Genomic DNA, 13,115 nt, shown 5'->3' with positions numbered 1-13,115 from the left:
TCTTTTTTATTTATCTGTTTCTTCATAACGGAAATAGTTGAAATCAGCAGGAAGACGCTCGCCGCTTGTATCCTGGCACTGCATGCCGACAAATGCCCCTGTAAAAAATCCACCTCCTCGAATGAAGTCATCGGATAAATGGCTTGATTCAAATGACACATCAATTTCCTTCCATTCTCGTTGATCAAAAGAATAAGAATAGGTATATGTCTCTTTCTGAACGGTCACTTTTAAATACACATACGTGACCTCCTCTGGAATGACGATTTTTTGTGTCAACGGCTGAGAAAAGGAAAGGTTTTGACAGACAGATAGTTCAAGAATGCGGCCAAGTTCCTCGTCATATGTCACCTGAAGCGCTGTCCAATTTTCCGTATTATAATAATTCACAAGACCAGCGGCTTGCTGAAAATTCTCTGGAAAGAACGACACAGCTGTCTCTGCTTCAAAATAAAAGCTTTGCCAGCGCCTTGCAACGAAAGCTTGGGTAAACTTAGATGTTAGAGATTCCTGACCGTATAACCTTAAATGCTGAGGTTTTTCCGTTAATGAACCGATCTGATCAGTAAAAGGGATTCTTAATGTTTGGAAGTGTCTATTTAACGTTGATTCTTTAAATTCATCGACTGTATGGTGTGTAGGAGCAAAAACCTTTTCGTTTATCGCTGGCGCTTCAACCTCCAGCGCCCCCTCTTTTCCGCCCACAACATACGGCCAGCCATCCTTCCATTCGAGCTTTTGAATCGCTGTTTCTCTTCCTAAAGGACACCACCCTCTCTGTTGAAAAATAGATTCCTTGCTTGATTGAATGGGGCGGCCAGTGAGATGAGCCAAATACCATTCATTTGTATGCGTTTGAACGATGGAAGCATGCCCGCATTTTTGAAGCGGATGTTCAGGTGCGTGAAAAGCACTTAAAATGGGGTTATCAGGATGAACCTCATAAGGCCCTTCAATCTGCGAGGAACGGGCAATTGTTGCCGCATGCTCGTACCGGGTACCTCCTTCTGCTGTTAATAAATAATAGTAATCACCAATGTGATAAAGATGCGGCGCTTCTGTCAATTTTATCGGCGTGCCTTTAAAAATGACCTTCCGCTGACCAATGAGTTTCTTTTCCGTCACGCTATATTCCTGCAGGGCAATACCCGCAAATGAATGGTGCTTTTCCCTATGATCCCACAGCATATTTAAGACGTATTTCTTGCCGCTTTGATCATGAAATAAAGAGGGATCAAAGCCAGAGCTATTGAGACGGACCGGCTCACTCCAATCACCATCCACTTCACTTGCCGTGACCAAATAATTATGACCATCTTTAAATGGACCATCCACTACTTTGATATCTGAATAAATGAGCCAAAACTGACCATCTGCATAGCTTAGGCACGGTGCCCATACTCCGCCAGAATCAGGATTCCCCTTCATATCCAGCTGCGACGTTTTTTGCAAAGGACGCGCAGCAAGCCGCCAATGGACTAAATCCCTCGAATGATAAATTTGCACCCCTGGAAACCATTCAAATGTAGAGACCGCCATGTAATAATCTTCTCCTACACGGCAAATACTTGGGTCCGGGTTAAACCCTTTGAGCACTGGATTGGTAATTTTCATTCAACTTCCTCCTCTTCACGACCTACATTTTAAAATCATCCATATGATCGATATATACTTGATCCCTATTCTCAAGCTCCCTTACAACTTTTTTGTGTTTTTCTTCATCTAGGTTGTAAAAATTAATATCAATCATCGCTAAAATCAGTAAGCATACAGGAATCACCGTTACCGTGATTAAAATGCCAAGTAATGCTTCTGGTGTCTGTATTTGGTTCGCGACATAGCCAAATCGATCGAGTACAAGCCCCGGAACAATCCCGCCTAATGCCATCCCAAATTTAAAGAAGAACCCAATGACTGCGTAGATGAGCCCGCCCATCCTTTTCCCTGTTTTATATTCGCCATATTCAACAGTCTCTGGAATAAGTGCCCACATGTAAGCACCGGCTGTAATACTCCCCGCAGCAGCGACGAGCCTAAAAACAAGTATTAAAGTGATTTGACTCGGCGGTATCACAAGTAATGCAAGAAGACCTACGATATTCAGCAATAAAGAATAATTCAGCAGCTTTTTCTTTCCTAACAGCTTGTGCAGCTTAGGAATAAACGGCAGCACCATTAAAGCTGGCAGACTGCCAATGAGTCCGTACCATTTCACTAAATCTTCTCTGCCAAGATTATACGTCACATAATAGATCCCAACAGAGTTGCTGATCGAGTTCACACCAAAAATAATAATAAAGAAAATGCTTAATACAACAAGCGGACGATTCACTCGCAACTGGACAAAGATATCACTGAATTTAATCTTTTCCTCTGGCTTTTGAAGCGTGACACGTTCATTCGTGCTTTTAAAACAGAAAATCAGTAATGCACCGCCAAGAACGCCGAGAAAAGCCATCGTCATCTGCCAGCCGAGTGCTGTATTACCTGTCGTATCACTTAAAAAGGTCGCAAGAAAAGGAACAAAAAAAGCCACAACTAGACCGCCTAGATTGGCAAAAACCATACGAACGGACGTAATACTGACAACCTCTTGGTTATTTCTTGTCATTGCGGAAGTTAAAGCACCATAAGGAACGTTGATGAATGTGTATGTAAGCGATAAACCAACATACGTGATGTAGGCATAAATGAGTTTACCCATTTCGGAAAAATCAGGTGTTGTAAAGCAAAGGATGGCAAGTACGACGAAAGGAAACGCACCGAATAACAAGTAAGGTCTGAACCTGCCAAAACGGCTGTTCGTCCGGTCCACCAATGCACCAATAAATGGATCTGCAAGCGCATCGATGGCGCGAACAACCAAAAACATCGTCCCTGCTGCTGCCGCTGATAAACCATACACATCTGTATAAAAAAATAATAGATACGTAGAGACAGTTGCATAAATCAAATTACATGCGAAATCTCCTGAAGCATATCCCACTTTTTCAGACATACGAATCTTCTTTAAATTCTCACTAACCATGAGCTTTCTCCCTTCTTCACTTAGCCTCTTCTAACGAACAGATGATGGAGGGCAGCAGCAATCAATGCGGGAAATATAAAGCGCTTTCAATTTGTTGTAAAAATGTAGCTGAACATCTCATCCTTTCAGCTTAGCCCATTTAAGCAGCAAATCAGTTGAATGACGGAATCATCTCCTTCAATATAGGAATCAATGCTTGAAATCCATCTTAGTTTATTGACCAAACAAACTAAGATGAATTCATTTTATAAAATCTGATCTGACTTTTCAATATTTTTTGAAAAAATAATCCAAATAATCGATTTTTTGTCATTCATCTTGTAAAATGACATGAAAATCTGAAAGAATTCATTTAATGGTTGCATTCAAGCTCATCCCATGCTATATTAATCAAGCGATGAGCTGAATTGTGTAAGTCGGGTAACATGTCTCTTTGAGACACACACGAATGTGGCGTGTGGTTATTCCGCCTCAATACGCAAAAGACATCTTCTGAGGAAGATGTCTTTTTTCTTACCCTATTTTTGTTCCATTCTCAACCGGTTCATCTGTGGCTAGCAAAACCACGTCTTCTTTTGATGGCATGCCTCCTAAGACAAGCACTTCTGATTTGAACCCTGCAATTCTTCTTGGCGGGAAATTAACGACTGCTACAATTTGTTTGCCGGTAAGATTCTCCGCTGTATAACGCTTTGTCAGCTGAGCACTAGATTGTTTTACACCAATTTCTTCACCAAAATCAATCTTGAGTTTCAACGCAGGCACTCTTGCCTCTGCAAAAAATTCTGCTTCTATGATCGTCCCAACACGAATATCTAACGCCAAAAACTGTTCAATATCTGCCATATGACTCTCTCCCCTTCACGAAAGGTAACGTAATCTATTGATTATCCATTGTAGCACATTCATTTCGTCAAAAAGGAGGTTCAAAAAGCCTATTCAGCGCTAAAATCTCCCTTTTAGTTTACATAATAAATTTATAGTCGTGTATTAAATGTTTGCATCCTGAAAATGAATTCAGTAAAATGGCAAATAATCCTACTGCTTCCTCCCGAATATATTGGGGAGGGTTCACACTTGTTTACATTATCGGATATGTGGACGTTTTGCTGGTCGTTTTTCGTCATTCTTCCTATCGTTGCCATCCTTCATCAGCTTGGCCATATTGTGGTCGCGTGGATGTTTGGGGCAAAGGTTTCCTTTGCTCTTGGCAGAGGCAAAAAAGTGTTGAAAGTAGGCGTCGTTGAAATTAGACGAATCTATTTTCTAGATGCATTTTGCCACTATGAAGAAATGAGGAAAAATAACCGATTTTCGCACATTCTTGTCTACTTAGGCGGTTCATTATGCAACCTGCTCAGTGTTCTCATACTGAATACAATGATCGCCAATGATTTCCTGCCAGAGCACCAATTTTTCTATCAATTTGCTTACTTCTCAATCTACTATGTATTTTTTGCACTGCTGCCAGTCCAGTATGCAGATCATCATCCGAGTGATGGGCAAGCGATTGTGAACATCATTCGGCACGGTGAACCATGTGACATCATTGACTAACATGATGACTTTCGCTGTCAATATGATAATGAATCGTTAAAAAAGGAATACCGAACAGCTTCATTTGGTGGACCGCTGTGAGACTTTGATCTGTCTCCGGCTTCAGAATGAAAGCTTTCTTCCATTGGCAGTTTCATGGTGATAAAAGGCGTATGTAAATACAATCCTTCGTCACCGGTACTGCCTTTTGGACATGTGCTTTTTAATAGAAAGTCTTCCTTTTCATTAAAAGGTTTTAAAATGGCAGTCAGCTGAGAATACGGAAGCGGCAGCGCAATATTCATATAACCCGCAGCTGCATCGTGATGAAGAGCATAAAGTGCAAAAAAGACTTGCTCCCCTTTTGCGTTATGACGAATCCACGCACGCACATTCTCTCTTTCTTCCTTAGGGTGTTGAAATCTACAAAGACTTTCCGGCATTTCATAAGGAATACGAGATGACCCCAAATAAAGCTGACCTATTTTCTTAAACACTGGCTGAAGTAAAAAAACAAAAGGCCTCACCCACCAATGAAAGCTGACGGCTGCTTTTAACGTAAAAGCCATAGGGTTCTCATAAAATCTGCGAATCACAGGTGAAACCCGATCAGCTGAAAATGTCGTTCCATTTAATTCATCAAGTGAATCGACTAAACCGAGCTTCTCTCGATCGTGCACTCTTTCCTCTTGAAAAGAGATCAAATGAAAGCGACCATGCACTTTCGAAATCGGAAAATCCTTCTGCTTCAATTGATCCTTCGGTCCTTCGATCACCCAGCCAATTAAACCTGGCAAAATCACAAAAAAAGCATTGATACTGCCATGAAACCAAATCATCTGATCAATGCTGATGTAGGTCACGCGCATAAGCATACCCGCTGAATAAAGAAGAGATAACACGATCGTCCCCATTAAAACAAAGCTAGAAAACACAACAAGACCTTTTGCGAAAGTTGACCGAAATCTTGTTTTCACACAAAGGATTCCATATATGTAGAGGGCAACCACATAAAGAATGACGCTGAATGTATCAAATAGACGGGAGAAGCTAATCCCAACAGCAATCATCACAGGCGACAGCAAAATCACCCAGCCCGCCGCTTTGTATAAAGCTGTCTCCTTTGTTCGCTGTCTCCCTAATAATCCATAAAAAAGCGGGATAAAAAAAGCCGAGTAATGAAAATGAATAGCGGTCAAAAGAACAATGATCGGCGAAAATGTCATCACCTGTATATCTGCTGTGTACAGCCAAAACCAAAGCCCGCCTAAAGCGATATACATCCATGCGCCATCGATCATCAGCTCATGAAGCGGAAAGATTCCTCTTTTCAGCAAACGAGCAAAGCCAAATAACGCCAACAGGAATGTATATAAAAGCCAGCCCGATGCAAACCAGGCGGAATGATAGATAAAAGCAGCGGTTGCACAAAGAGCCGCTAGTGGAAAGGCTTTCATTAAAAAGCCGATCAGCATCCCTGGCTTTTGTTTCTTCCCTTCTTTCTCAAAAAAGTGTAAGGCAGCGGGAAGAAAAAATAGAATCGCCATGAGAACAAAAAATTCTGCTATCGGACCTGTCATCAAACGGGTGGCGATAAAAAAAGACATAAAGATCAGACTGGAGGTCAAATGCCACTTATTCATCAGGAGACATCCTTTCTGTAAAACGGCCTTTATATGTAAAAAGAGTACCAAACAGGCGATTTTTCACGTGGACATCAATGGTATATTCACCTGCATCCTCATCGTAGCCTTCCGTTACATCTGACACACCATAAAGCCATGAAGGCAGCGGCCATTCCCTGCCGAACATCAAAAACTTCTGCCGGCCGGATTGAATGTGCAGGAAACCATGCTTTGTTACTGTAAAATGAAGCTCTGACACAAGAAGTCTAGGCTTTCCAAAGTAGTCTAGGACTGTATGACTCTTCTGATCAATGATCATATCTGCATCAAAGTGCCGCTCCTTCTTTGGGAAATAAAACGTTCGATACCAGTGCATCCCTTCCTCCCCCTTATTTGTCACAAAGGGCTCATTGACAATTTGGAAAGGAATATCTTTTCCTCTCTCAGGGAAAAAACAACGAAACAATGGACCAATTCTGAAGATCAATCGAATGAGTCTTGACCCGCCGCCTATCTCCCCCATGGTGCCTTCAGCAGAAAACGCGCGGTTGTATCTCTCTTTTAGTTTTGGATGCAGCTTATCGTAATCCTTTACTTGATGACGATGAACGACCATGTCTACCTCCCCTTTTTCGTTTGATGGAAAATACATCTATACAATCTCTTAAATTGATCATACCTGCAATCGACAAGATGAAAAATGCACTCATCACAAGCGGCTCATGAAGCGTCGTTTGCGGGGATAGGATCCCTATACAAAGCATGATCAGAAAAAAAATGCTTTGTAGAATGAAAAGATATTTTTTTGATAGCTTAGGAATTAGCCATGATACACCTAAAAGCGCATAAAACAATCGAAAACTCATGCTATGATCAAAAGCAGAATGTGAAAAAGGGATGACCGCTTGGCATAGCCAGACGATGGCAAACAGCAAACAAATCCCGTAATGAGCAAGTGTTCTCTCTAGTAATAACCGAGGATGCGTTCCCTTTTCAAGCCACGTCTTTAAAGCGCCAAAACTAAAGGCCGTCATAAATCCTATCATCGGGCGAAAAAGAATCCGGTCTGCCCATGTCCAACCTTTTCCTTCTTTCGTTTCGTAATCAAATTGAGTTTGAAATACAATGTGATCGCTTGTTTTCATATACTTCCAGTAGCCACTGCCTTCTTTGATAAAAGACAATGGGTGTGACGATTTGAAATTAAGTGAGGATGCCCGCTCATTCCGTTCATCCATCATTCTTGTTCGATACGCTCCTGTCCCTGTGACACTTAAACCAAACCCAAGATGCTTTTCATACAAAAAGGATTGGGGCTGTTCATTTTGGGGTTCATTTAATGAAATGGTTGAAAAACGCAAATCCCACTGTTCGTGAAGCTTTGGATTTTGCGTATATTCCCATACTTTCTCTATAGGTGCATGAATGGTTGTTTCCACATAAACAGGCTTTCTTTTCATCTGCCTCTACTCCTCTATGTGAATTATTTCACATAATAAGCATACCATGTTTCACAAAACTGTCAAATCTTTATTCGTTTTCTGTTAAAAAAATTCTTCAAGACGGCCGCCCTTTTAAAATATCGATTCACTGCAAAAAAAAGACCTGTCAATGAGACAGATCTCCTTTAATTGAACATACTGCATGGCAAAGGGTAAAACAGCTTCTTCTTTATCCCTCCGTGTATGCCTTCTTCACAAACGGCAGCTTGAAGCTTTTCTTGAGGCTTTATGATAAGGTCGCCAGGATAAGCGTAGCTCCAATAACTTAACTAACGCTATTAGTTTTAGCAAGCATTTCTTGATCAATCGCAATATAAATATCAATTTGCGCTTCTTTTGGATCTATAGATCTTTCATCATACCATTCAAAGTCGCCTGTATATGTGCGGTAATGGCGCTCATCCCACGTCCAAATCTGCTGCCATGTTTCAAACACGACCTCTTCAATCGGGCCCTTTCTCGTTTGGAATTTTACGTAGGTGGACGCAGGAATCTCTATGGCATGTTCTAACTGCTGATCCACGAATTGCCCAGCAGTAAATAAATAAGAGCCATGTTCATCTTTCTCATAATCTGAATACAGCCCTATGACGGGCGCTTGCCCTCCGTGAAGCTGCTGCGAGAAAAATTGCTGCCAGAGCGGAGCAATCTTCCGCTCTTTTGTTTGCTCCATTTCGTTTGTTGTTCGAACAGACAACCCTTTCATCCATTGTTTCTCTAATGTCACGATATCGTACATACATTCTCATCTCCTTTTTTTCTATCATATAAAAAGAAACCTGACAACATTGTGTCAAGTTTCCATTCGTTTGAGAAATTGTTTCAACTGGAGATCAAACGCTTCTTTGACATGCTTCGGGGAAAGAATGTCGACATCTGGACCTAAATGGAATAGGAAACTATTTAACCAATCATCTTGAGGTACAGTGATGGTGGCAAGATAGCTTCCGTCTGAACATACGTTCAATTCGTTCTCATCCACCCATTCCTTCACTTTGCCCACTGATGCTTCCGTTAACCTGAGCGTGACAGAGCTGACCGATGGTTGTTCTTGCCAAGAGTCATTCCAAGGCTTCTCTTCGTTTTTGATTCTTTTCGGTTGGAAATATCCTGAAATGGTGACAAGACCCGTCATTCTGGTCAGCTTGAACAGACGAAAAGCTTTTTTCACACAACAAAACGCATACAAATACCAATGCCTTCCTTTTAAAACAAGCGTATAAGGCTCCACTTTGCGTGGAAGTGTTTCGCCTTTCGCATTGCGATAGGTGAACTGAATATATTGGTGCGCTGAGGCAGCTGTATGGATGAGCTGGAGCTTCTGCTCTGCCTGGCTGTCTTTTCCCCAGGAGCTTAAATCAATGAAGACATGATGCTGTTTTTCGCTCTCACCCGTATGCGTGGGAATGAGCGATTTGATTTTTTTCAGTACATGCTCACTTTCTTTAAAGGAGTACGCACTCGTCATGCTTTCGAGGGCTGTTAAAATGACCTCGATGTCATCATCGGTAAATAATTTTTTCTCTAAACGATAGTCCTCAACAAGTGAAATGCCTCCACCTGCTCCTTGGGTTGTCACAATAGGGATTCCCGCTTGATTGATGGTATCAATATCACGATAAATGGTCCTCACGCTCACTTCGTGGAGTTCAGCAAGATCTTTCGCCTGTACTTGCTTCTTGCTAATGAGCAGCATCACAATAGATAAAATGCGGTCGATTTTCATGACTTTTCCTCTTTTTCATAAATGTAGGTTTTGTTTTGATAAAAAAAGAAAGAATGGTAAAGATAAGTAACAGCCAGCATTCGTTTACATCCCTGCACGTGCAGGAGGAGGTTGCATCATGACACATAACGTGTGGCAGTTGTTCATGATTGGGAGCATTATGTTGATCTGCATCATGATTCGAATGAATCGAATGAGACGCTATCAGCTTGTACGCCCCATCAGTCTTTTGATGAGAATGTATATCTTTGGTCTCTCTGCCCTTATTCTCCTATCAGAAGGATGGCAAAATCACAGTATCTTCATCTATGCCGCTATTGGCATGCTTTTTGGAAGCAGCCTGGCTGTTCATGCCTATCAGACGATTCGAATGAAAGAAGAAAATGGCCGGCTGTATATGAAAACGAGTAAATGGATTGAAAGCTTCATTTTATGTTTGTTTTTATCCAGGCTTAGTTTTAAGCTGGTTGAGCTGACAAACCATTCGATGACCAAGATCAGTGTCGTTGAACTATATCAGCATATCGTGAGCGATGATGCGATGACCATGCTCAGCTTTTTTCTTTTAGCTGCTTACTATGTTGTTTTTTCTTATCACATGATGAAAGCAAGTAAACGATCGACACATGTGCATCATGCATAAAAACCTTCCTATAGGCGTAGGAAGGTTTTTTATCAATCGTGCTGTGCATGGTGAATCATCTGTTCAAGCACTTCCATCACATGCTGATCTTCAGGGCTGTAAAAAATCGAGGTCCCTGCTCGTCTAGATTTCACGAGACGAAGGTTTTTTAAAAAGCGCAGCTGATGAGAAACGGTTGATTGCATGAGATTCAGTGTTTCTGCTATATCATTTACCGAGTGTTCACCTTGAGACAGCAGGTGCAGAATTCGAATACGAGTCGGATCAGATAAAGCTTTAAAGGTTTGGGAGACAAGAAATAGACTTTCTTCATCCAGCTCCATCCGTTCCTGTTCTTGATTTGTATTCAGTTCTTCCTTCATTTTGCTTCACCTTTCTTGTCCGTCAAATCACGACTTATTCTCTGTATCATCATATACCAAAACGTCCGGCATGCAAAGCGGGCACACTTTAGAAAAAAGATTTACTCAAATAGCATTGACACTTGGTAGCATTCTTTTTAAAATGAGCATTATTTATTCATTTTTTTAGAGGAGCTGATAGGCAAATTGACTGAAGAGCCAAGACTAAAACGCAGCCTGACTGTCTTTCCACTTGTTGTGATCGGGCTTGCTTATATGGATCCACTTGTCGTATTTGATTCATACGGCATTGTTGCTCAGCTGACGAAAGGACACGTCGCTGCAGCTTATATATTTACGTTACTTGCATTACTATTGACAGCGCTTAGCTATGGGAATATGGTGAAGGCTTTTCCAAAAGCAGGATCTGCTTATACATATGCGCAAAAAAGTATTCATCCTCATGTCGGCTTCCTTGTGGGCTGGACACTTTTACTGGATTATTTATTTTTGCCTATGGTGAATTTTGCGATCGGAAGTGCTTATTTAACCGCAGCCTTTCCTGATGTACCTCATTACATTTGGATCATCATACTTGCTATCGCCATAACGACTGTCAATGTAATCGGTATTCGGCTTACAGCCAACATCACGGCACTATTTGTGACCTTCCAGGTCATTGTCGCCGTCACTTTTGTTGGGTTTGTTATTTATGGGCTCACACAAAACGCTGGAAGTGGAGAATTATTGTCCGCCCGGCCTTTTTATTCAGCGAGCTTAGAACCAGCGCTTATTTTTTCAGGAGCGACCATTTTATGTTTTTCGTTTCTAGGATTTGATGCAATTTCGACCATGTCTGAGGAAACCATTAAGCCAAAAAAGACGATCCCACTTGCCATCTTCTTAACCGTCGCCATTGGAGGCGTACTGTTTACCTTGACGTCTTATTTTTTGCAGCAGGTATTTCCAAATTTTCAACAGTTCAAGCATCCCGATGCTGCCTCACTTGAAATTGCGGAATTTGTGGGGGGCGCATTTCTCCACTCGTTCTTTTTAGCTGGCACAATGGTCGCTGTCATCTCTTCTTCCTTATCGTCACATGCAAGTGCAGCAAGGCTGTTATATGCAATGGGTAGAGATGAGTCGTTACCGAAGCGTTTCTTCGGATATATTCATCCGAGATTAAAAACCCCTGTTTTTAATATTTTATTAATTGGTGCTTTCTCCTTAACCGCAGTCGTTGGCGAACTTGAAGTCATTTATTCCTTTATCAGCTTCGGCGCGTTGATTGGATTCACTTTTGTGAACTTGTCTGTTTTTGCGTACTATTTCGTCAGACAAAAACAAAGAGGTGTGCTCAATACATTGAGATACGCATTGATCCCTCTGTGCGGGACGGCCTTTTGTATTTGGCTGTTAACGAGCATCAGTACAAATGCATTAATCATTGGTATGCTTTGGCTGATTATCGGTTTTGTTTATTTCTGCTACAGACTGAAAACAAGAACCGAATTTACATTTGGGTATGATTGATTATAAGGTTTTCACTTGGTATCCTGTACAGGATATGGCATAATAAAAAGGCTGTACTTCCCTTTTAAAAGCGGGGCAAAACAGGGGTGAACTGACCTTGAAAAAGAAAAAAACAGGATGTTTTGCCATTTCAGGCTGCTTCACGATTTTTCTGTTTGTTTTCGTATTAGCAGCCATTGTCATGTCCTTTAATCAAAAGGAATTAAAAAAGCTGCCGATTGATACGGAATCAATTGTTTTGTCGAGATTGGATGATTACAAGCCGCTTGTAGAAACAGAGCTAAGAGATCAAGATTTAGATCAATATACCGCGTTAATCCTCGGTATGATGTATCAAGAATCAAAAGGCAGAGGCGGAGATCCAATGCAGTCCTCTGAATCTCTTGGTTTGAAACGAAATGAAATCAATGACCCTCAGAAAAGCATTAGACAAGGAGTCCATCATTTTTCTACTATGTACAAGCATGGGAAGAAAAAAGGCGTTGATTTGGAAACCATTATTCAAAGCTATAATATGGGAATCGGCTATATTGATTTTGTTGCAAAAAACGGGGGAAAACATTCCGAGAAATTGGCAAAGCAATACTCCAAAAAGCAAGTGAAACAAAACCCCGAAGTCTATACGTGCGGAGGCAACAAAGATAACTTCCGCTATCCGTATTGCTACGGTGATTTCACTTATGCTGAAAAAGTAAAAGAAAAAACGAAAACAGTTGAAGAAAAGATGAAATTGGCTTCATCATCCACACCATCATCGTAAAAAAGCACTTCCGTTTAGGAAGTGCTCAGATTGTAGAGAAACTCATGTTTTTCTACAATCTTTTTTATTTTCATCGTAATTATGATGGATGGGATTTAATGAAAAAGGCCTCCCACACACCTAGCCTAGCTTCGCTAGGTGTGTGGCAATCTTCTTCATGTTCTGGCACGCAGCTGTGAGGAGAACTTGCTCACTCACGTTTTGTTTTCCCCTCAACCGACAGTAGCGAAGCCCGTGCAGTTGTTTTGAATCTGCAAAGCTTCGCTCTATTTTTTCTTTTCTTTTTTTATATAGCTCTTTTCCAGAGGCAGACAGACGATTTTGTCTGATCTTTTCTTTGTGTTCCTCCCATACATGTCTTGAGATCACTTTTTGATGATTTTTCGATCTTGTACAGCTCTCAAGGAAAGGACACGATACG

At 41.2% G+C, this 13,115-nt stretch carries 13 protein-coding genes and 1 pseudogene; 4 read left to right on the top strand and 10 right to left on the bottom strand.

Going from position 1 to position 13,115, the window contains the following annotated elements; translation table 11 throughout:
• Positions 1-6: 6 nt before the first annotated feature.
• From C6Y03_RS00070 to csaA, 3 genes are all read right to left on the bottom strand, one after another.
• Positions 7-1,614, bottom strand: a complete 1,608-nt coding sequence (locus C6Y03_RS00070; RefSeq protein WP_106031103.1) for a glycoside hydrolase family 43 protein — start codon at positions 1,612-1,614, stop codon at positions 7-9.
• A gap of 22 nt (positions 1,615-1,636) precedes the next feature.
• A complete protein-coding gene (locus C6Y03_RS00065) occupies positions 1,637-3,028 on the bottom strand; it encodes an MFS transporter (protein WP_095285278.1) in 1,392 nt (463 codons plus the stop codon).
• 513 nt (positions 3,029-3,541) lie between these two features.
• Positions 3,542-3,874 (bottom strand): chaperone CsaA, encoded by a 333-nt coding sequence (gene csaA, locus C6Y03_RS00060; protein WP_003215734.1) that lies wholly within the window; start codon positions 3,872-3,874, stop codon positions 3,542-3,544.
• A 231-nt stretch (positions 3,875-4,105) separates the two neighbouring features.
• Here csaA and C6Y03_RS00055 point away from each other — a divergent pair, with 231 nt between their 5' ends.
• A complete protein-coding gene (locus C6Y03_RS00055; RefSeq protein ID WP_106038614.1) occupies positions 4,106-4,585 on the top strand; it encodes a site-2 protease family protein in 480 nt (159 codons plus the stop codon).
• Here the strand turns inward: C6Y03_RS00055 and C6Y03_RS00050 are convergent.
• The 5 genes and pseudogenes from C6Y03_RS00050 to C6Y03_RS00030 form a co-directional block, all read right to left on the bottom strand.
• Positions 4,575-6,207: pseudogene (locus C6Y03_RS00050) on the bottom strand (YndJ family protein). The gene C6Y03_RS00055 and the pseudogene C6Y03_RS00050 overlap by 11 nt on opposite strands.
• Complete coding sequence (locus C6Y03_RS00045) at positions 6,200-6,805, bottom strand: DUF4166 domain-containing protein (protein ID WP_106038613.1); 606 nt, start codon at positions 6,803-6,805, stop codon at positions 6,200-6,202. The pseudogene C6Y03_RS00050 and the gene C6Y03_RS00045 overlap by 8 nt, the downstream one beginning before the upstream one ends.
• Positions 6,768-7,649, bottom strand: coding sequence for a hypothetical protein (locus C6Y03_RS00040; RefSeq protein ID WP_106038612.1), 882 nt, complete (start codon positions 7,647-7,649; stop codon positions 6,768-6,770). The genes C6Y03_RS00045 and C6Y03_RS00040 overlap by 38 nt, the downstream gene beginning before the upstream one ends.
• A gap of 307 nt (positions 7,650-7,956) precedes the next feature.
• Positions 7,957-8,430, bottom strand: coding sequence for a GyrI-like domain-containing protein (locus tag C6Y03_RS00035; RefSeq protein ID WP_106038611.1), 474 nt, complete (start codon positions 8,428-8,430; stop codon positions 7,957-7,959).
• A 54-nt stretch (positions 8,431-8,484) separates the two neighbouring features.
• The gene (locus tag C6Y03_RS00030; protein WP_034660908.1) at positions 8,485-9,417 is read right to left on the bottom strand and encodes a helix-turn-helix transcriptional regulator; all 933 of its coding nucleotides are present in this window, start codon (positions 9,415-9,417) and stop codon (positions 8,485-8,487) included.
• Positions 9,418-9,535: 118 nt separating this feature from the next.
• Between C6Y03_RS00030 and C6Y03_RS00025 the strand changes: the two genes are divergently transcribed.
• Positions 9,536-10,060: a CcdC protein domain-containing protein gene (locus C6Y03_RS00025; protein WP_106037307.1), complete on the top strand. Its 525-nt coding sequence runs from the start codon at positions 9,536-9,538 to the stop codon at positions 10,058-10,060.
• Positions 10,061-10,092: 32 nt separating this feature from the next.
• Here C6Y03_RS00025 and czrA read toward each other — a convergent pair whose 3' ends face one another.
• The gene (gene czrA, locus C6Y03_RS00020) at positions 10,093-10,422 is read right to left on the bottom strand and encodes a Zn(II)-responsive metalloregulatory transcriptional repressor CzrA (protein WP_007500691.1); all 330 of its coding nucleotides are present in this window, start codon (positions 10,420-10,422) and stop codon (positions 10,093-10,095) included.
• A 186-nt stretch (positions 10,423-10,608) separates the two neighbouring features.
• Here czrA and C6Y03_RS00015 point away from each other — a divergent pair, with 186 nt between their 5' ends.
• Positions 10,609-11,934: an APC family permease gene (locus C6Y03_RS00015; protein WP_066030775.1), complete on the top strand. Its 1,326-nt coding sequence runs from the start codon at positions 10,609-10,611 to the stop codon at positions 11,932-11,934.
• 97 nt (positions 11,935-12,031) lie between these two features.
• Complete coding sequence (locus C6Y03_RS00010) at positions 12,032-12,694, top strand: lysozyme family protein (RefSeq protein ID WP_034660911.1); 663 nt, start codon at positions 12,032-12,034, stop codon at positions 12,692-12,694.
• A gap of 120 nt (positions 12,695-12,814) precedes the next feature.
• On the opposite strand, the gene C6Y03_RS00005 is transcribed toward C6Y03_RS00010, so the two are convergent.
• The coding region (locus C6Y03_RS00005; RefSeq protein ID WP_142393295.1) for a transposase at positions 12,815-13,115 on the bottom strand (301 nt) is incomplete at its 5' end.

The organism is Bacillus sp. LNXM65 (genome assembly GCF_002998575.1).
In the GTDB taxonomy this organism is placed as follows: Bacteria; Bacillota; Bacilli; order Bacillales; family Bacillaceae; genus Bacillus.
The sequence above is the reverse complement of the archived record's forward strand: the minus strand, read 5'-3'. Positions and strand labels throughout refer to the sequence as shown.